The 17,947-nt window shown below is 56.6% G+C and carries 19 protein-coding genes; 12 read left to right on the top strand and 7 right to left on the bottom strand.

The annotated features are described in order from the left end of the window. Positions 1 to 13: 13 nt before the first annotated feature. Positions 14 to 634, top strand: a complete 621-nt coding sequence (locus tag Q1B46_RS08320) for an arylesterase (protein ID WP_299947549.1) — start codon at positions 14 to 16, stop codon at positions 632 to 634. Between the two features lie 9 nt (positions 635 to 643). After that, positions 644 to 1,258, top strand: a complete 615-nt coding sequence (locus tag Q1B46_RS08315) for an SOS response-associated peptidase (protein ID WP_299946844.1) — start codon at positions 644 to 646, stop codon at positions 1,256 to 1,258. Here Q1B46_RS08315 and Q1B46_RS08310 read toward each other — a convergent pair. Continuing rightward, entirely contained in the window at positions 1,255 to 1,809 is a 555-nt protein-coding gene (locus Q1B46_RS08310) for a L,D-transpeptidase (RefSeq protein WP_299663005.1), read from the bottom strand. The two genes, Q1B46_RS08315 and Q1B46_RS08310, sit on opposite strands and share 4 nt — an antisense overlap. Before the next feature lie 179 nt (positions 1,810 to 1,988). Beyond that, positions 1,989 to 2,195, bottom strand: a complete 207-nt coding sequence (locus Q1B46_RS08305) for a cold-shock protein (RefSeq protein ID WP_299663007.1) — start codon at positions 2,193 to 2,195, stop codon at positions 1,989 to 1,991. A gap of 327 nt (positions 2,196 to 2,522) precedes the next feature. On the opposite strand from Q1B46_RS08305, the gene Q1B46_RS08300 reads away from it, so the two are divergent. Next, positions 2,523 to 3,071 (top strand): transposase, encoded by a 549-nt coding sequence (locus Q1B46_RS08300; protein WP_299946840.1) that lies wholly within the window; start codon positions 2,523 to 2,525, stop codon positions 3,069 to 3,071. A 128-nt stretch (positions 3,072 to 3,199) separates the two neighbouring features. On the opposite strand, the gene Q1B46_RS22185 is transcribed toward Q1B46_RS08300, so the two are convergent. Together Q1B46_RS22185 and ettA are read right to left on the bottom strand one after the other, a co-directional pair. Continuing rightward, positions 3,200 to 3,382, bottom strand: a complete 183-nt coding sequence (locus tag Q1B46_RS22185; RefSeq protein WP_366871452.1) for a KTSC domain-containing protein — start codon at positions 3,380 to 3,382, stop codon at positions 3,200 to 3,202. 740 nt (positions 3,383 to 4,122) lie between these two features. Further along, complete coding sequence (gene ettA, locus Q1B46_RS08295; protein ID WP_299946837.1) at positions 4,123 to 5,778, bottom strand: energy-dependent translational throttle protein EttA; 1,656 nt, start codon at positions 5,776 to 5,778, stop codon at positions 4,123 to 4,125. 164 nt (positions 5,779 to 5,942) lie between these two features. Between ettA and Q1B46_RS08290 the strand changes: the two genes are divergently transcribed. The 4 genes from Q1B46_RS08290 (at position 5,943) to dacB (ending at position 9,354) form a co-directional block, all read left to right on the top strand. Then, complete coding sequence (locus Q1B46_RS08290; protein WP_299946834.1) at positions 5,943 to 6,614, top strand: DUF1629 domain-containing protein; 672 nt, start codon at positions 5,943 to 5,945, stop codon at positions 6,612 to 6,614. Between the two features lie 73 nt (positions 6,615 to 6,687). Further along, a complete protein-coding gene (locus Q1B46_RS08285) occupies positions 6,688 to 7,155 on the top strand; it encodes an MOSC domain-containing protein (RefSeq protein ID WP_299946831.1) in 468 nt (155 codons plus the stop codon). A gap of 32 nt (positions 7,156 to 7,187) precedes the next feature. Continuing rightward, positions 7,188 to 7,808 (top strand): nicotinate-nucleotide adenylyltransferase, encoded by a 621-nt coding sequence (locus tag Q1B46_RS08280; protein ID WP_299946829.1) that lies wholly within the window; start codon positions 7,188 to 7,190, stop codon positions 7,806 to 7,808. A gap of 67 nt (positions 7,809 to 7,875) precedes the next feature. Continuing rightward, positions 7,876 to 9,354, top strand: coding sequence for a D-alanyl-D-alanine carboxypeptidase/D-alanyl-D-alanine-endopeptidase (dacB, locus tag Q1B46_RS08275; RefSeq protein ID WP_299946826.1), 1,479 nt, complete (start codon positions 7,876 to 7,878; stop codon positions 9,352 to 9,354). On the opposite strand, the gene Q1B46_RS08270 is transcribed toward dacB, so the two are convergent. Together Q1B46_RS08270 and Q1B46_RS08265 are read right to left on the bottom strand one after the other, a co-directional pair. Further along, complete coding sequence (locus tag Q1B46_RS08270) at positions 9,351 to 9,773, bottom strand: tellurite resistance TerB family protein (RefSeq protein WP_299663022.1); 423 nt, start codon at positions 9,771 to 9,773, stop codon at positions 9,351 to 9,353. The genes dacB and Q1B46_RS08270 overlap by 4 nt on opposite strands. An 87-nt stretch (positions 9,774 to 9,860) precedes the next feature. Beyond that, positions 9,861 to 11,612, bottom strand: a complete 1,752-nt coding sequence (locus Q1B46_RS08265) for an adenylate/guanylate cyclase domain-containing protein (RefSeq protein ID WP_299946823.1) — start codon at positions 11,610 to 11,612, stop codon at positions 9,861 to 9,863. A gap of 170 nt (positions 11,613 to 11,782) precedes the next feature. Between Q1B46_RS08265 and Q1B46_RS08260 the strand changes: the two genes are divergently transcribed. The 3 genes from Q1B46_RS08260 (at position 11,783) to Q1B46_RS08250 (ending at position 16,228) form a co-directional block, all read left to right on the top strand. Further along, entirely contained in the window at positions 11,783 to 13,357 is a 1,575-nt protein-coding gene (locus Q1B46_RS08260; RefSeq protein ID WP_299946819.1) for a lysine--tRNA ligase, read from the top strand. A gap of 48 nt (positions 13,358 to 13,405) precedes the next feature. After that, positions 13,406 to 13,807 (top strand): DUF4864 domain-containing protein, encoded by a 402-nt coding sequence (locus tag Q1B46_RS08255; protein ID WP_299663028.1) that lies wholly within the window; start codon positions 13,406 to 13,408, stop codon positions 13,805 to 13,807. Positions 13,808 to 13,942: 135 nt separating this feature from the next. After that, complete coding sequence (locus Q1B46_RS08250; RefSeq protein ID WP_299946814.1) at positions 13,943 to 16,228, top strand: glycosyl hydrolase family 28-related protein; 2,286 nt, start codon at positions 13,943 to 13,945, stop codon at positions 16,226 to 16,228. Positions 16,229 to 16,268: 40 nt separating this feature from the next. On the opposite strand, the gene Q1B46_RS08245 is transcribed toward Q1B46_RS08250, so the two are convergent. Further along, on the bottom strand, positions 16,269 to 16,955 hold the full coding sequence (locus Q1B46_RS08245; RefSeq protein ID WP_299946810.1) for a hypothetical protein: 687 nt from the start codon (positions 16,953 to 16,955) through the stop codon (positions 16,269 to 16,271). 131 nt (positions 16,956 to 17,086) lie between these two features. Between Q1B46_RS08245 and Q1B46_RS08240 the strand changes: the two genes are divergently transcribed. Together Q1B46_RS08240 and Q1B46_RS08235 are read left to right on the top strand one after the other, a co-directional pair. Further along, on the top strand, positions 17,087 to 17,413 hold the full coding sequence (locus Q1B46_RS08240; protein WP_299946807.1) for an antibiotic biosynthesis monooxygenase family protein: 327 nt from the start codon (positions 17,087 to 17,089) through the stop codon (positions 17,411 to 17,413). 65 nt (positions 17,414 to 17,478) lie between these two features. After that, the gene (locus Q1B46_RS08235; protein ID WP_299946804.1) at positions 17,479 to 17,886 is read left to right on the top strand and encodes a universal stress protein; all 408 of its coding nucleotides are present in this window, start codon (positions 17,479 to 17,481) and stop codon (positions 17,884 to 17,886) included. Positions 17,887 to 17,947: the final 61 nt, after the last annotated feature.

The following is a 17,947-nucleotide window of genomic DNA, read 5'->3' as shown; positions in this document are numbered from 1 at the left end:
GCGCAAGGTTTTGATGTCAGGTGTGTTCATCTGTTGCGGATTTGCAGCGATGGCCCAGCCCGTGGTGATTGCTGCGCTCGGAGACTCTCTGACCCAAGGATACGGGTTACCAGAGCAGGATGGGTTTGTGCCGCAATTGCAGCGCTGGCTGCAGGATGATGGGGTGGATATCCAACTGATCAACGCAGGCGTGTCCGGGGATACGACCGCAGGGGGCGCGGCGCGCGTTGATTGGACGCTGACACCTGAGGTTGACGGCATGATTGTGGCCCTTGGGGGCAATGATATGTTGCGCGGGATCGACCCGAGTGTGTCCCGCTCCAACCTTGAGGCAATACTGGTTGCCGCAGAAACCGCAGGTGTCGAGGTGCTCATAATCGGAATGCAGGCGCCCGGTAATTACGGAGTTGATTACAAACAACGTTTCGATGCCATGTATCCGGAACTGGCCCAGCAGCATGATGCGCTTTATGCAGAAAGCTTCTTTGACGGGCTCACAGCCGAAGGTGATCCAGACGCCGCGCGCCAGTTCATGCAATCTGATGGCATCCATCCGAATGCCCAAGGCGTTGCGATGATCGTTGCCCATTTGGGGCCTTCTGTTGTGGCGCTTGCTGAACGGGTCGCCGATTAGGAGGACGCTATGCCGGGCCGGTTTTTTCTTACACGTCCAGTTGGCGAGATCGCTCAGTTCCTGAATGTGGAAAACAACCTGGCACCTCAACCAGCACGCAGGAACATTCAACCGGGTCAGGATGTGATCGTACTGACCGGTGAGGGGTTGACGACGATGCGATGGGGGATGATCCCGGTCGGCAGGGTCAATGCGCGCGGACGTCCGGTGATGGAGACTATCATCAACGCCCGCTCGGAAACGGTGTTTGACAAAAGTGCATTCGAGGGGGTCGGGCGCGCAATCATTCCGGTTGATGGCTGGTACGAATGGACCGGAGAGAAACGGCGTAAAACGGCATGGCGGATCGCCGCCAAGGATGACGCACCGCTATTATTTGCTGCGATCACGGTCACCTGGGAAGCCCCAGGCGGGCAACGCGTGGATCAGGTTGCGGCTGTGACCTGCGAGCCAAATGCCGATGTAGAGCCGATCCATCATCGCATGGGCGTGCTGCTGGAGGCGAAGGATGTGCAATGCTGGTTGCATGGGTCCGAGGATGAGGCACAGGGCCTGACGCGCCCTTGGCCCGAAGGTCGGCTCAGGATTGAAGAAGCAGATGATGTGGATTGGTCGGCGGCTTAGACCACTGTGACTACCGTTCCGATTGGCACCCGATTGTATAGATCAATCACATGCTCATTCAGCATCCGGATACAGCCGTTTGAGGCCGCACGACCGATGGTCTGTGGCTGTGTGGTGCCATGGATTCGGAAATAGGTGTCGACCCCGTTCTGGAACAAATACAACGCGCGCGCGCCCAATGGGTTATCGCTCCCGCCGGGTTGAACATAATCGTTATCCTTGAACCGGCCATAGGCGACTGGATCGCGCTCGATCATCTCGTCGGTTGGTCGCCAGGTGGGCCATTCCTTCTTGACGTCGACCGTAGCCGTGCCGGTAAACTCCAGCCCTGCTTTGCCGACCCCGCACCCGTAGCGAACTGCTTTGCGAGGTTCCGTGATGTAGTAGAGATAGAATGAGCGGGGGACGACCAGCAATTGACCCGGTTGGAATTGCTTTTTGACCCGTACGAATTGCGGCGTGGGATCATACTCGACCGCTTTCTTGGCGCTGGCGACGCCCGGCAGCAGGCTGGCAGCAGTGCCGGCCAGAAATACGCGGCGTGTGAACATGGTGGTTTCCCTCAAATGACCAAAGAAATCATTACGCTAGTTTCGAAATGATAGCCGATTTGGTCAATCACCGGGGAGAGATAACCCGATTGTGATGTATTCCCTATGCCACACCGTCAACGAGAGATTGTTCTGGGAGACAAGGGAAGGGCGGAGAAAAACTCCGCCCTTTGAACAGCTTAGGCCAGCTGGATGTCGTCGGCGCTCTCGCGGCCGTCACGACCAGCGCGCAGCTCGTACGTGACTTTCTGGTTGTCGGCCAGACCGGTGAGGCCCGAACGCTCGACAGCCGAGATGTGTACGAAGACGTCTTTGCCGCCTTCTTCAGGTGCGATAAAGCCGAAGCCTTTGGTGGTGTTGAACCATTTTACGGTGCCTGCAGGCATATCCGTGTCTCCTGTGTATGTGCTGCCCACGGAGTTGCGGCAGCCCGGCGTCGTTGTCTGTATCGATAGACTGAGCGCCGGAAACGGAGACAGTGGGTCGAAATAGAAAAACGTAAGCACCTTTGATATGGCACCCAGAAACGCGTGTGACAAGGGATTTTGTACGGCTTGTACAAGGGTTTGAGGGGCAATTGTCCGACTTGTACAAGAATCCGCCGATGGGTTTGGTTATCGATTTAAGCGCTTTCTATATGATGTGGTTATTGCCATCTGAGCACACAATCGGGATTCAGAACCTGTTAACCGCGCTTGTGATCAAGTCGCGGCATGAGCAATTATCGGCGTGTCCGCATTCCCGGAGCCAAGTTCTTTTTCACCGTGTCTTTGACTGACCGGTCGTCGGGTTTGTTGACACAGGAGGTGGCACATTTGCGGGCGGCCTTTGCGGTGACGCAGAAGGAGCGGCCGTTTTGGTGCGATGCGTTTGTTGTGCTGCCAGACCATCTGCACGCGATTTGGACCTTGCCGCCGGGCGATGCGGATTATTCGACACGGTGGGGTGCGATAAAGGCGCGGTTTACGCTCAGGGCGAAGGCGTCGGGAGCGGTGGGGTGGAACCCCACCCTACGAACGGATTCGAAAATCGCGAAAGGGGATGCCGGCATATGGCAGCGCCGGTTTTGGGAGCATGCCATTCGGGATGAAACGGATTATCGCAATCACATGGCGAATTGTTGGGGGAATCCGGTGAAGCACGGGTTGGTGGAGCATCCGACCGATTGGGCGTATTCGTCAATCCATCGCGATATTCGTGCGGGCCGGGTTGACCCGGAATGGAGTGGTGTTGTCACCGAGGGCATGTACGGAGAGCCGTAGGATGGGGTTTCACCCCATCATTTGAGAGGTTGGAATTTGGAAGTGGTTTGGTGCGCAGGAACAGGTAGTGCGGGTGTGCGGGTATGATCGCTGAGCGAGAGATGGGGTGAAACCCCATCCTACGCTTGCTAATATCGATCTTTGATATGGTCGTTATAAAACTGTCCCTTAGAACGTGCAGACAGAAACGCATCGTAGACGTGTTCAGGGACACCAAAATAGTCGTATCTACCGCTTTCTCGGAACCAAATAGAAAGTGTACCGCCGCTCCACTCGATTTGTCTTATTGCGCTTGAGTTTACATATGGCATGAATGTGGCTCGCGGTTAAGAAATCGAAAAGGGCCGGTGCAATACCGGCCCTTCTGACGCTACGCGTGTTGGATCAGCTTCCAAGTAACGGCTTTGCCAGCGTACGGTGGCATGACGTTGCTCTTGGCGATTGGTGCTGTAGTGGAAGGAGAACCTACTACCTTCCATACGCCGCTTTCAGGACATCGTTGCCCTGTGCGTGCAGTTGTTCCAATAGGGGCTCGGCTTCTCGCCTGATAGGTCATGATCATTCTCCATGAACGGTTTCGGTTTTTGGAGATCGATCAAACTACCACATTCGAAATGCGATCCCCGCCTCCAAGCTGACTCGCTGGGGCGGTTCTGTCAATCAATATTTTGGGGCGTGTGTGCCGCCCTCCCCTAATTCCGGTGTGTTCAACAATATGTCGCTGAACTTCCCCAGAAGTTATCCACAGAATACCCTCGCCAATGGCGAGGGCGTTCCGTTCTCAATGCATCGCATTTCGAATGTGGTATGTTGCGAAACTGACTCAATAAATGCATTTGATCAAGAGTCAAAAATACAACACATCTTGGGTTGTCCCCAAAGTTGTCCACAATATTTTGTGACTATTAAGCTGAGCATTCAAAAATCAGTTGGTTACAAAGTTGTGCAAGTCGGCGACTGTTCTGGGTCTGTGTTTTTATCCACAAGAAATCTCTGAAGCTTCCTTCGAATCGCTTCGTTAGTAGGCCGTCATAGATCGCTGTCGCCTAAATCACCGCGCAAATTTCTTATGCTTCAAGCGCTTGGGCTCCAGCGCGTCCGGTCCCAGACGGCGCTTTTTGTCCTCTTCGTAGTCCTCGAAGTTACCCTCGAACCACTCCACATGAGCATCACCCTCGAACGCCAGAATATGCGTGCAGATCCGGTCGAGGAAAAAGCGGTCGTGAGAGATGACGACGGCGCAGCCGGCGAAATCGACCAGCGCGTCTTCCAACGCGCGGAGGGTTTCCACGTCCAAATCGTTGGTCGGTTCGTCGAGCAGCAGGACGTTGCCGCCCTCTTTCAGCAGACGGGCCATGTGGACGCGGTTGCGCTCACCGCCTGACAGCAGCGAGACCTTTTTCTGCTGGTCGCCGCCCTTGAAGTTGAAGGACGAGCAATAGGCGCGGGAATTGACCTGCGCGTCGCCCAGTTGGATGATCTCGGCGCCGCCGGTGATCGCCTCCCACACGGTGTCGTTGTCTTTCAGGTCGTCGCGGGACTGATCGACATAAGACAGCTCGACCGTGTCGCCCAGTGTGATGGTGCCAGCGTCGGGCTGTTCCTGACCGGTGAGCATCTTGAACAGGGTCGATTTACCGGCACCGTTGGGGCCGATGACACCGACAATTCCGCCGGGGGGCAGAGCAAAGTCGAGCTTTTCGATCAGTTGCTTGTCGCCCATGTGTTTGGCCAGACCCTCGACCTCGATCACCTTGCCGCCAAGGCGCTGGCCGTTGGGGATGACGATCTGGGCGCGGGTCAGTTTTTCGCGCTCGGACTGGTCTGCCAGCTCGTTATAGGCGTTGATCCGGGCCTTGGATTTGGCCTGACGGGCCTTTTGTCCCTGACGCATCCAGTCGAGTTCACGTTGCAGGGTCTTTTGCTTGGACTTGTCCTCGCGGGCTTCCTGCTCCAGCCGTTTGGCCTTTTGTTCCAGCCATGCGGAATAGTTGCCCTCATACGGCAGACCACGGCCCCGGTCGAGTTCGAGGATCCAGCCGGTGATGCTGTCCAGGAAATAGCGGTCGTGGGTGACGATCAGGATGGTGCCTTTGTAATCGATCAGGTGCTGTTGCAGCCAGGCGATGGTCTCGGCGTCCAGGTGGTTGGTCGGTTCATCGAGCAGCAGCATGTCGGGTGCTTCAAGCAGCAGTTTGCACAGCGCGACGCGGCGCTTTTCACCGCCCGAGAGGTTGGCGATGTTGGCGTCGTCGGCGGGGCATCGCAGGGCCTCCATGCTGACGTCGATCTGGCTGTCGAGGTCCCAGAGATTCTGGCTGTCGATCTCGTCCTGCAGCTTGGCCATCTCATCGGCGGTTTCATCGCTGTAGTTCATCGCCAGTTCGTTATAGCGATCAAGGATCGCCTTCTTCCCGGCCACGCCTAGCATGACGTTTTCACGCACGCTGAGGGTTTCGTCCAGCTTTGGCTCCTGCGGCAGATAGCCGACCTTGGCGCCTTCGGCCGCCCAGGCCTCACCCGTGAAGTCCTTGTCGAGGCCGGCCATGATCTTCATCAGCGTCGATTTACCCGCACCGTTGACGCCGACAACACCAATTTTCACACCGGGCAGAAAGCTCAGGTGGATGTTTTCAAAGCACTTCTTGCCACCGGGATAGGTCTTGGAGACACCCTGCATGTGGTAGACATATTGATAGGCGGCCATGTCGCGTCCTCTGGGTCGGGGAAATTGAGTTGGGCGGTGTGATAGCGGATGCGGTTGGTGGGGGCAATGTGTTGTCGTAAGGTGAAATGCTTCGATCAGGATTGCACCCGTAACTGGCCGTTGGCATTGTGCTGATCAAAGCAGGCTAGATTTTGAGAGATTTTATGACTTGGGGTGTTTTGTTTCCATATGGAAGTGGTGATTATTCACCGGAAGCGGCGGATTTTGCCGACTATGAAGAAAAGATCGAACGTCATTTCAACGAGGTTCTGACAGACAAAGAACGCGCCGAATACGACGATTGGGTTGTGAAGTTTCGGTCCAAAATCGGACGGAAGTACTCGTCCAAGGGGGCAATTTTTGAAGATTTTGAGAAACCCACCCAATTGGTGCTTCCCAGAACTCCGAGAAATTTGGCATCCCTCTTCTTTGTGAATCGTGGATTTATGATCGTAGAAGAGGCGCTGAAGGGGATTATCGAGGGATTGGAGCCGTCTGTGCACCAGTTCTGGTCAGTGGATGTACAATTGCCGCGTGGCAAGACGCCGGACAAGAGTTACTTTTTCATGGTGATTGGTCAGTATTTGGATGCTTTTCTTCCAGAGAAGAGCATTGAAGGCGCATGGAGACGTGCTGGGGCATTTTATAACGCAGCGTGGAGCGACAAGAAGCACTGCAATGGGCTAGCCCTTAGTGCGAAAGTAATCCGAGGTGCTCATTTGTGGCGGGACGAAAAGCTAGCTAATCCTGAGTTTTTCATTTCTGATGCGCTGAAATCAGAAATTGACAAGACTGGCCTTCGCTTTCTTAAGCATTACAACCTGATTGAAGCTTGATCCGTCGGATAAAAGACATCTGACGTTGAGCGCGCGAAAAATTGCGCAGATGAAGCAAAGAGGAAGGCCGAAGATGTCTTTGAAAGCTCTGATAGCCGGTTGGACGCAGCCGGGGCGTGTCGAATGGATCGGGTTGCGGCCTGACCGGCGAGAGGACATGCAGGCCGTTGACGGCGCAGTCATCTCAGCCGACGGCCTCGACGGCGACCGCAGCCGTGCAGGTAAGCGAGCGGTGACGTTGATCCAGCAGGAGCATCTGGCGGCGATTGGGTCTTATCTCGGGCGCGGGCCGGTTACGCCCGAAATCCTGCGACGTAATCTGGTGGTGTCTGGGATCAATCTGGCGGCGCTTAAGGGGCGTGAGGTGCAGGTGGGCGAGGCGATTTTGCGGTTTACCGTGATCTGTGCGCCATGTAGCCGGATGGAGGAGACCTTTGGCAAAGGCGGCTATTCCGCCGTGCGCGGGCATGGGGGATGGTGTGCCGAAGTCATCCGACCGGGGCGCGTAATGCTGGGCGATGCGGTGCAACCGATTGATTGACAACGCCCTACAGTTCTGAACATCAGCAAGTAATGCAGCGCAGTGCAATTCCATATGCGCGGCCCGGGCAGGTCGTGGGGTTGTTCGGGGGGTCGTTTGATCCTCCGCACAAGGGTCATGTGCATGTCACGCGTGAGGCGATGAAGGCGTTTGGGTTGGATCGGGTGTGGTGGCTGGTGTCTCCGGGCAACCCGTTGAAGGAACGTGGGCCCGCCCCGCTGGCGCGGCGGATGGAAGCGGCGGAAGCTGTGATGCAGCATCCGCGCGTTGAGGTGACGGATATCGAGGCGCTGACGGGGACGCGTGCGACGGCGGATACTCTGGCTGCGCTCAGGCGGCTTTATCCGCAGGTGCGGTTCGTCTGGCTGATGGGGGCGGATAATCTGACGCAGTTTCATCGTTGGAAAGACTGGCGGCAGATCATGGACAGTGTTCCGGTGGGCGTTGTAGCGCGGCCGGGGGATCGGATTTCGGCGCGGATGTCACCAGCCGCGCGTCTTTATGCCAAATACCGCATCGACGGACAGGCACGACATTTGCTTGGGCGGGCGATGGCCCCTGCCTGGTGTTTCGTAAACGTGCCGTTGGTTGACGTCAGTTCAACTGATCTTCGCAATCGTGGCATCTGGGGCGATGGGGTGTTGCCTGAATGACTCCTATCAGCGCATAATCTTAATCTAGTGATTGTCTGCATTTAAGCTCTGGGATTCTAATAGACCTATGGTCGATCGAATTTCGCGTCGTTTGTTTCTTGGTGGATTGGGGGCGTCTCTGGTTCCGGGCACGGGCCTTGCCGAGGCGCCTTTGGTGTCTCTGCGTCCGGTGTTGCGTGGGCCTCAGCTCAGCGGTGCAGAGCGGCTGGTGCAGGCGGCAGGGCTGAGGGGCGAGGTTGTCTTTGCTGTTGCTGACGTAAAATCCGGAGTGCCGTTGGAAGTGTTTGGCGAGGGTCAGGGCCTGCCGCCCGCCAGCGTCGCAAAGGCGCTGACCGCGCTTTATGCGTTGGATAATCTGGGGGCGGATTATCGCTTTGAAACGACCTTGATTGCCAATGGACCCATTGAGAATGGGATTCTGAAAGGGGATTTGATCCTTGCCGGTGGCGGTGATCCACTGCTGGACACGGATGCGCTGGCCACGATGGCGGCCAATCTGCGAGAGGCCGGAATTACCGAGGTGCGCGGCGCGTTCAAGGTTTATGATGGGGCTTTGCCCTACGTCTTCAGCATCGACCCGGGGCAGCCGGATCATCTGGGCTATAGCCCGTCGATCAGCGGGATTTCCCTGAATTTCAACCGCGTGCACTTTGAATGGAAACGCGACGACGGTGGGTATGATGTGACGATGGATGCGCGCAGCGCCCATTACACGCCGTCGGTGGATATGGCGTCGATGCGGGTCGAGAACCGTAGCCTGCCGATCTACACCTATCAGCCAAGCGCGCGCCAGGACCGATGGACTGTCGCCAAAGGGGCGCTGGGCAATGGCGGTGCGCGCTGGTTACCGGTGCGCAAACCCGCGCTTTACACCGGAGATGTGTTTCGGACGCTGGCGCGTGTGAACGGCATTGTGCTTGGTCGGGTGCAGGTCACTCGGCAAGAACCACAAGGGACGGTTCTTGTGGTTCATCAGAGCGATCCGCTGGAGAGCATCCTGAAGGGGATGCTGAAATACTCGACCAACCTGACTGCAGAAATGGTCGGCATGGCGGCGACCAAGGCGCGCGGTGTTGCACTACAAAGCCTTGAAGATTCTGCCGCCGAGATGAACCGCTGGGCAGCAGAGAGTTTTGGTGCAAGCGGGATTGCGATGGTCGATCATTCGGGGCTGGGCGATGCCTCGCGCATGGTGCCGTCCGATCTGGTCAAGGCGCTGGTCGCGGCGGGGCAGTCGGAAACACTGCGGCCTTTGGTGCGGTCCTTTACGCTGGCGGACAAAAATGGCCAGCCGATCAAGGATCATCCGATCAAAGTGGATGCAAAGACAGGAACGCTGAATTTTGTTTCCGGGCTTGGCGGGTATCTGACCACCATAGACGGAACCGAGCTTGCCTTTGCCATCTTCACGGCGGATATGGCGCACCGGGCTACAATACCGCGCGCGCATCGAGAGCGACCCGAAGGTGCACGCAGCTGGAACCGCAGATCGCGCAAATTGCAGCGCGACTTACTAGAGCGGTGGGGGTCGCTTAACGGGAGTTAGGTCGTATGTCGTGCCCGCGCCCCGCGTTCGATCGCAGCAGCATGCAGACGGTCAATGCTTAGCTCATACCGGATTTCTTCAAGCAGGCGCAGTTCGCTTTCGGCCAGCGCGCCATCAGCTGCGGCCACATCACAAGCGAGCGCATACGCAGTCTCGTTCAGCCGTTCGGGCAGGTTATCACGGATCAGACCGAACAGGGCGTCAAGGCCATCTTCCTGCTCGAACAGGTCAAACACGATCTGTGAAACACGGCGGGTGCGGTCGATATCGTAACCGGCAAAAACCGGCAGCATGTTGACCGCTGTTTCGATCTTGACCAGCTCTGCCGTTCGGATGTTTTCGTCCGAGGCGGAAACCGCGACCATGATCGCCACAAGGCAATCCTGTGGGGACATGGGATGTGGGATTTGCTCGGTCATTGTGCTGTCCTGATTGATTTTGTGCAGGCGCACGATAGGTGGGGGAAAGGAGAGGTTCAACTGGTTGTTTCGAAAACGGCACTCTGGTCACGCCGGGACCCCGGCTTCTTTGAACTGAGCCTGAACGCGCGTTCGCAATCCTTCGGTCTCGACAAGTTTCAGAAAGTTCCAATCGGATAAGGTGAAAGCTGGGAAGCCAGCCAACAACGCGTCAACAACGGCGCGCCCTTTGTCGGTTTGACCGGTTGCGCAATAGGATGCAGCAGCCCAGCAATAAGCAGGAGGGCCAACGGGCCCACCGCGTGCGATGTTTTGTTCATGAGCAGCGAGCGCTGCGTGATAATTGCCAGCCATGAAATTAGTGTGTGCGATGACATTGAGGTACGGGCCATTCACAAAATTCGGGCTGAGCCGAAATGCGGTTTCCGCAGCCTGAATGGAGGCAGCAGTTGCGCCACGCATTCCGTTGATGACGCCGCAAATCACATGCGCATCAGCGTCATTTGGCAAAAGTTGCAGACCTTGTTCGGCGGCGCGCAGCGCTTCATCAAACCTCCGCTGAGCCAGCAACGCAACGCCAAGCACAGTGTAGGACCATCCGAATGTCGGATCGAGTGCGATCGCCTGATGCGCAAGAACTTCTGCACGGGCCCCGAGCGTTTCAGGATCGCTGTGACCCCAAAGAGCGCCAAATCCGATGATCCAAGACAACCCAGCATATCCGCCCGCAAAATCTGGGGCCTTCTTTATGACCTGATCGAACAGATCCTTGGCAGCCGCAAGCCGCGCCGGAATGGGCGGGTAGGGTGTGGATTTGGCCTGCACAAACAACTCATAAGCTTCGATGTTGGTGGTATGAACAGTGGTCAGGTTCTTTGTTTCGGAACTGGTCAACTTGACGGATAGGGTTGAGACGACCTCGCTGCAGACTTTGTCTTGCAACTCGAACACTTCCGATAGCGAACCATCGTAGCGATCTGCCCATTTATGCCCCCCGGTTTTGGTATCAATAAGCTGAACATTGATCCGCACACGCTCACCCAGCTTTCGCACACTGCCTTCGACGACATTTGCGACACCAAGACGGCGACCTATGGTGGGGATGTCGACGGCCTGTCCCTTGAATGCAAAGGTCGAGTTCCGGGCGACCACGAACAGGCCCGAGATTTTCGACAGATCGGTGATCAGGTCTTCGGTAAGACCATCGGCGAAATAGTCCTGCTCGTCGTCGCTGGACATGTTATCGAATGGCAGAACCGCGACGGATGGCAAATCAGGTAGACTTGGCTCGGGCTCTGTTGGTGACGAAACAGAGCCGTGTTTCCAGTGCCAGACGCGGACTGGGTGTGCGATGTTCTTGAGGTCGTGCTCACCCCCATCGGTCCAATCCATGTCGAGTTTGTTGCGCACCTGCCGGTATGCCTCGTCCGACAGACAGAGCCCTCCGGGATTGGCCAGTGGTTCGACCCGGGCTGCTACATTGACCCCGTCACCGAATATGTCTCCATCTTCGACAACAATATCGCCGAGGTGAACGCCGATACGCATAACGATATGCTGGTCAGTCAGGGCTGTGTGCGACGCATTGTTCAGGCTGCGCTGTATCTCGACTGATGCCTGAACGCTCGTAACTACAGACGAAAATTCGATCAGAAAACCATCGCCCATTGTCTTAACGACGCGACCGCCGTGTTTGTCTACAATCGGTTGGAGCAGGTCCGTTCTGAGTGAGCGCACAGCGTCAATCGTTCTGACTTCGTCTATGGCCATCATCCGCGAATAGCCAACAACATCCGCAGCCATGATCGAGGCGAGTTTTCTTTGGTGTTCGTGCGACATTCATACCAGCCTAGTCGTGGCGCTGTTCCAAACCTAATGAAAAATACTACGATGTTGTTGAGTGCCGTGCAAAATACACGCCCTTTATTGACTCATACTGCACCTGCAGAATAACAGGGGCCGGGCTGGGTGCATCGGGTGTCTGGCACGTTTCCCTATGGAGAATCTCAATGTCTGACCTGCGTGAAACCGCGATGACGTCCAAAGCCTGGCCGTTTGAAGAAGCGCGGCGGTTGCTTAAACGCTACAGGCAAGGTGCTCCAGAGAAGGGGTATGTGCTGTTTGAGACGGGCTATGGACCCTCGGGTCTGCCGCATATCGGGACCTTTGGCGAGGTTGCGCGGACTACAATGGTCAAGCGTGCGTTTGAGGCGTTGTCGGATATTCCGACCAAGCTGATCTGTTTCTCGGACGATCTGGATGGGATGCGGAAAGTACCCAACAATGTGCCGAACCCAGAGGTTCTGGAGCAGCATTTGCAGCGCCCGTTGACCTCGGTGCCGGACCCGTTCGGCGAATATGACAGCTTTGGCGCGTATAACAACGCGATGCTGCGCCGGTTTCTGGATACGTTTGGGTTTGAGTATGAGTTTTATTCGGCCAAGGAGTTTTACGAGTCCGGCCAGTTTGACGAGATCCTCAAGCGCGCGGTTGAGCGTTATGACGAGATCATGGCGATCATGCTGAAAAGCCTGCGGGAAGAGCGCCAGCAAACCTATTCGATCTTCCTGCCGCTGCATCCTGAAAGCAGGCGGGTGATGTATGTGCCGATGAAAAAGGTCTGTGCCGAGACATACACCGTGACCTTTGACGATGAGACGGGCAAAGAATGGACCGTTCCTGTCACCGGCGGCAACGTGAAGCTGCAGTGGAAGCCGGATTTCGGTGCGCGCTGGGCGGCGCTGGGCGTGGATTTCGAGATGTATGGCAAGGAACATGCCACCAACGAAAAGATCTATGACGCGATCTGTCGGGCGCTGGACGGCCGTGCGCCCGAGCATTTCAGTTATGAGCTGTTTCTGGATGAAAATGGTCAGAAGATTTCCAAGTCGTCCGGCAATGGCGTGTCGATTGACGAATGGCTGACCTATGCGCCGACCGAGTCGCTGGCTTACTTCATGTATCAAAAGCCTAAGACGGCCAAACGGATGCATTTTGACGTGATCCCGAAAGCCTATGATGAGTATCATCAGCAATTGCGGGCCTATCCGGGGCAGGAGCTAAAGGCGCAGTTGAACAATCCGGTCTGGCATATCCATGGCGGGGATGTTCCCGCATCAACGCTGATCGTGCCCTTTGCGATGCTGTTGAATTTGGCATCCGTTTCAGGCGCCGAGGATAAAGAGGCGCTGTGGGGCTTTATCCGTCGCTATGCGCCTGATGCCACGGCTGAGACCCATCCCGATCTTGATCAGGCGGCGGGTTTTGCGGTGCGATACTTCAACGATTTCGTCAAACCAACGCGCCAGCATCGTGCGCCGACGGATCAGGAGCGCGAGGCGCTGGAAGCGCTTCGGGCAGAGCTGGCCGCTTATGACGGACCCATCGAGGATGAGGCGCTGCAATCAGTGGTCTATGCCGTTGGGCGTGAGCGGTTCGACCCGCTGCGGGGCTGGTTCACAGCACTGTATGAGGTGCTGCTGGGCGCCAGCCAAGGGCCTCGGTTCGGCGGGTTCATTGCGCTTTATGGCGTGCCAGAGACGATTGCTCTGATCGATAAAGCGCTGGCCGGAGAACTGGTCTGATTTGACCTGATCCTGTGTGGGGCTACTCTTGGTTCAGGAGGTGGCCCCATGCGTCGACTATTGCTTGCTGTATCCCTGAGCGCCGGATTGGCTTCCGGAGCCTTCGCGCAGAATGCTGAGATCGAGGCCAATATCTCGGCGCAGATACAAGCGTTCAAGGCGGATGATTTTGCCACCGCTTTCACCTTTGCCAGCCCGAACATTCAGCGCTTGTTTGGCGACCCGAACAATTTCGGGGCGATGGTGCGGAATGGCTATCCGATGGTCTGGCGGCCATCGGATGTGCGATTTCTGGAACTGCGTGAGATTGCCGGTAACCTGTGGCAGAAAGTTATGATCACCGATGCAGACGGGCGGGTGCATCTGCTGGATTACCAGATGATCCAGCAGGAGGGCCGTTGGAAGATCAATGGCGTACAACTGCTGGGTAATTCTGACCCGGCGGCCTGAGGCAACACCACCGTCACGGTGGTAAGAGCCGCGATTAAACCCTTTTCGATACTCAGACCCATGCGCTTGGGCCTAAGGCCCGAGCCTTTCAGGTTTTGGCGCGCGTGCTTGGCGCGATTGGGAAAGGGATTTTATATGAACAAGGCAATCACCGACGGCATCGTGTTCATGCCACCTGCCTATGCGGATGGTCTTGGGGTCTGGTCCAGTGGCGATGGCACCCTGGGCTCTCCGACCTATGAGGGGTCGGGCACGGGCGCGTTTGTCCCGGCGGACGCGGATTTCGCGGGCTGTCTGGAGATTTACAAGACCGCAGAACCGCAGCAGCTGCGCTATATGGGGCAGACCCAGCTGTTGCCCGGTTGTTACCTGCAGATCAAGGCACGAGTGAAAGCGATCAGCGGGCCGCTGCCCGAAGTGCGGATTGCGGGCTGGGCCGGGGGCGCGGGCGATGCGCATGTGGACGGAGTAGTCGAACAGGGCCCCGCGACGCAACTGACTGGCTATGGCACGGTGCATGAGGTTACGGCCATCGTGGGTACTGGTCTGCGCCCGGGCGTGGACATGCCGTGGGGCAATGCGGCGCTTTATGGTCACTTCGGTTTGGATATCGAGGGCACCAACGGTGCCGTCGTGCGGGTCGATGATATCGAAATTACCGATGTGACCTCGGTGTTCCTGCGCGACATGATCGGCCTTGTCGATGTGCGTGATTTTGGTGCGGTTGGGGACGGCGTAACCGATGACTCAGCGGCGTTTGAGGCGGCGGATCAGGCTGCAAACGGGCGCAAGGTCTACGTTCCGCAGGGCGTGTTCCGGCTGGAAGAGAACACTAACATGGCGTCTGAGGTGTCGTTTGACGGCACGGTAACCCTGCCGGTCGACAAGATGCTGCTGTTGACCAAAAACTTCGATCTGCCCACATATATCACCGCCTTTGGCGATGAGATGCTGGCCTTCAAGAAGGCGTTTCAGGCGCTGCTGAACAGCTCGGACCATGAATCTCTGGATCTTGGGGGGCGTAAAATCGCTGTGACCGAGCCGATCAACATGGCCGCAGCGGTACCGAACCGAACGGGCTATACCACCCGTCGCGTGGTGCGCAACGGTCAGTTTGATGTCAAAAACAGTGCGGCCTGGGATACCGAGACTTTCACCTCGATCGCGACCTACAGCCCGTCTGATCCCGATACGCTGACGAATGTGGCCAATGTGGCCAATATCCCTGTGGGCGCGCTGGTCACGGGCAGTGGTGTCGGGCGCGAGGTCTATGTGCGATCAAAGAATGAAAGCACGGGTGAAATCACGCTGAGCGCGCCAACCTATGATGCAGCTGGCACGCAGACCTTCACCTTTACATCGTTTAAGTATCTTTTGGATTTCAGCGGGTTCAGCGCGCTGCAGAAGTTCAATATGGAAGGGATCGAGTTCCAGTGTAATGGTCGATGCAGCGCGATCCGGCTGTCCCCGGGCGGCAATACCTTTGTGCTGAAGGACTGCTATGTCAGCCGCCCGAAGGATCGAGGCATCACGTCGATCGGGCGCGGGTGTCAGGGGATGCTGGTTGATGGCTGTCAGTTCCTGTCGACCGAGGAAAGCCTGGATGTGTCGGATCGCAGTTCGATCGCGCTGAACGCCAATGCCAACGACGTCAAGCTGCGCCATAACCGGGCCACGCGGTTCCATCATTTCGCAGTGCTGAGCGGTGACAACAATCTGGTGCTGGGCAATCACTTCTTCCAGGGTGACAACGTGGCAAACGGGGTGCGGAATGCCGGGTTGGTCATAATAGGCGGCTACAACAGCTCATCCATCGCCGAGAACTATGTCGATAACTGCTTTATCGAGTGGACGAACGAGCATGATGCCAACCCGGATTACTTTACGAGCTTCTCGTTCAGCGCGATGAGCATCACCGACAATATCTTCTACGCCAGCGATGTCGCCCCTTGGTTCAGCTATCTTGTGATCCGCCCTCATGGCACCGGGCATTTCCTGAACGGGTTAACCGTGACCGGCAACAAGTTTCGCGTCAACAACGTGCGGATCGACCGGGTTGATCGGGTCGACACCAGCTTTGCCGATCTAGACCCGGAACGGCACAAGAATATTAGCTTCGAAAACAATACGTTCCATGGCATCGATACGCCGTGCGCGAGCCCCTTGCGGGTGCATCACACGCAAAGCTCACCGTCGTCAGCCTGGACCGTCAGTTCGCAAGGGCAATTGCCTTTTGGCGGCAGGGCACGCGGGTGCGACTCGGTCGTGACATTGGGAAGCCTAAGGAGCGTTCTGAACGCGGTGCGCTATGTTGCGCCGTATGTCGAACTAAGACAGGGATCGAGCCAGAGCGACATTCGCCTGCGGTGGTCCGAAGGTCTGCGCGGGGCGGTCTCGACCATCCTGCGGATCGACACCTGACCGACGATCAGGCGGGCCGCCTGAATAGAGCGGCCCACTTTCAATAGCTACGCCACAGCGCAAACTTGAACCCGATATCGTCGCGGGTCGAATTGCGTTCTGCCCCGACAATCCAGCTGAGTTTCCCCGTTTTTGGGCGATACATTAGTGAGGGGCGCACGCTCCAGTACCAGGGATGGTCGGAAACATAAGAGGTTTCGATCTGCAGCAACGGATCCAGTCGTCTACCCGAAGACAGGCCGGTAGTGAAATCCAGTTTGCGGATCAACGCCTCGTGCGTGCGGTATTCGAGCGCCGTGTCGACGTTGATCCATCCGGCACCCAACCCAGTCTGAATACCTTTGCCGTAGGATAATGTCGCTTTGTACATTGCCCAAGCGCTGTACTGGCGATGATGCGCGCCTACGCCGAACTCGGCTGCCAGACGTCCTGCTTGACCGAAATCGGCAACCGGGACGCGGGCGAAGACGAGCGCATGACCATACAATTCCTGGTGTTCTTCGGCATCCAATCCGATTGTGAGTTTCGGTCTCAATCCCCACTCGGCATAGAGTGAGGATTTGTACTTGTAGATATCGTCTTCTTCTTTGAACACGGTCAGCGAAATCGCAGTGAAGCTTGATCCCTTCTCACGCAGCCAGGCCCCGGCCGATGCCGGAGTGCCCATTGTAATAAACAGCAGAAAGATCAGAACCCGATGCGCCATCCGTGCAGCATCGGCAGACATGGTTAACGGATGGTTAGTATATTGTTCATGTTCGAGAAAGTTTTTGATCCGGAACAATACCTGACTGCAGGAAATAGATGGCGTTTTCAAAAGCTGTGCTAGGCTGCAGGCAGCTACAAAGGAGAAGCCAGATGCCGCAGATTTCCAAAGCCAACAGTTGTCAAACCGTCATCACCACATTCGAGATGACCCCCGGTACCTGCCAGGATCTGCTTGAGGCGCTGACGGATGCCTACTCGGCCTTTATTTCTAAGCAGCCGGGGTTCATTTCGGCCGGTCTGCATGTGAATGACGCCCAGACCCGGATCGCCAACTACTCGCAATGGGAACGGCGTGAGGATTTTCTGGCAATGCTGCGCACCCCAGAGATGCGCGAACGCAATCGACGCGTCAACGAACTGTGCAAAAGTTTTGAACCGGTGATGTACGAGGTTGCCGAAACATTCGGCGATGCATGACCTGGATCAATGTGCCGGTTGGCCGGGCAGTGCAGAATGCCCGCGCAATTACGGAGGCATGAGCCATGTATCATAACATACTTGTCCCCATTTCATTTGATGCCGAACGGGATAGTTCGGCTGCGATGAAGCTGGCACGGCTGCTGGCGACACCGCAGGCACAGATCACGTTGCTGCATGTGGTTGAACACATCCCGGACTATGCGATTTCATACATGCCGGTGGAATATCTGACGGAAACACGCAAGGCGCTGCAGGCAGAGCTTGATGCGCTGGCTGTCGGATTGCCAAATGCCCGTGGCCAGGTGGTCGAGGGCCATTCCGGGCGAACAATTCTGGACTGGGCCGAAGTCAACAAACCCGATCTGATCGTTATTGCCTCGCATCGGCCGGGTATGCAGGATCTGCTGTTGGGCTCGACTGCGACACATGTGGTGCGCCATGCAAAATGTGCGGTGCATGTGGTGCGATAACGGCACAGGTATTTCCTGTAATAGGCATCTGTGGCCATCGCTTTGCCACATACCGGGTGTA

It is taken from the genome of uncultured Ruegeria sp., assembly GCF_947500045.1.
Taxonomy (GTDB): Bacteria; Pseudomonadota; Alphaproteobacteria; order Rhodobacterales; family Rhodobacteraceae; genus Ruegeria.
Note: the sequence above shows the minus strand (reverse complement) of the source record. Positions and strands in the feature narration are given on the sequence as shown.

Coding starts and splice junctions, on each gene's coding strand:
- Q1B46_RS08320 (WP_299947549.1), top strand. CDS start 14: ATGTCAGGTGTGTTCATCTGTTGCGGATTTGCAGCGATGGCCCAGCCC.
- Q1B46_RS08265 (WP_299946823.1), bottom strand. CDS start 11,612: ATGTCGCACGAACACCAAAGAAAACTCGCCTCGATCATGGCTGCGGAT.
- Q1B46_RS08255 (WP_299663028.1), top strand. CDS start 13,406: ATGCGTCGACTATTGCTTGCTGTATCCCTGAGCGCCGGATTGGCTTCC.
- Q1B46_RS08315 (WP_299946844.1), top strand. CDS start 644: ATGCCGGGCCGGTTTTTTCTTACACGTCCAGTTGGCGAGATCGCTCAG.
- Q1B46_RS08280 (WP_299946829.1), top strand. CDS start 7,188: ATGCAGCGCAGTGCAATTCCATATGCGCGGCCCGGGCAGGTCGTGGGG.
- ettA (WP_299946837.1), bottom strand. CDS start 5,778: ATGGCCGCCTATCAATATGTCTACCACATGCAGGGTGTCTCCAAGACC.
- Q1B46_RS08305 (WP_299663007.1), bottom strand. CDS start 2,195: ATGCCTGCAGGCACCGTAAAATGGTTCAACACCACCAAAGGCTTCGGC.
- Q1B46_RS22185 (WP_366871452.1), bottom strand. CDS start 3,382: ATGCCATATGTAAACTCAAGCGCAATAAGACAAATCGAGTGGAGCGGC.
- Q1B46_RS08270 (WP_299663022.1), bottom strand. CDS start 9,773: ATGACCGAGCAAATCCCACATCCCATGTCCCCACAGGATTGCCTTGTG.
- Q1B46_RS08250 (WP_299946814.1), top strand. CDS start 13,943: ATGAACAAGGCAATCACCGACGGCATCGTGTTCATGCCACCTGCCTAT.
- Q1B46_RS08240 (WP_299946807.1), top strand. CDS start 17,087: ATGCCGCAGATTTCCAAAGCCAACAGTTGTCAAACCGTCATCACCACA.
- Q1B46_RS08285 (WP_299946831.1), top strand. CDS start 6,688: ATGTCTTTGAAAGCTCTGATAGCCGGTTGGACGCAGCCGGGGCGTGTC.
- dacB (WP_299946826.1), top strand. CDS start 7,876: ATGGTCGATCGAATTTCGCGTCGTTTGTTTCTTGGTGGATTGGGGGCG.
- Q1B46_RS08310 (WP_299663005.1), bottom strand. CDS start 1,809: ATGTTCACACGCCGCGTATTTCTGGCCGGCACTGCTGCCAGCCTGCTG.
- Q1B46_RS08290 (WP_299946834.1), top strand. CDS start 5,943: ATGACTTGGGGTGTTTTGTTTCCATATGGAAGTGGTGATTATTCACCG.
- Q1B46_RS08235 (WP_299946804.1), top strand. CDS start 17,479: ATGTATCATAACATACTTGTCCCCATTTCATTTGATGCCGAACGGGAT.
- Q1B46_RS08260 (WP_299946819.1), top strand. CDS start 11,783: ATGTCTGACCTGCGTGAAACCGCGATGACGTCCAAAGCCTGGCCGTTT.
- Q1B46_RS08245 (WP_299946810.1), bottom strand. CDS start 16,955: ATGTCTGCCGATGCTGCACGGATGGCGCATCGGGTTCTGATCTTTCTG.
- Q1B46_RS08300 (WP_299946840.1), top strand. CDS start 2,523: ATGAGCAATTATCGGCGTGTCCGCATTCCCGGAGCCAAGTTCTTTTTC.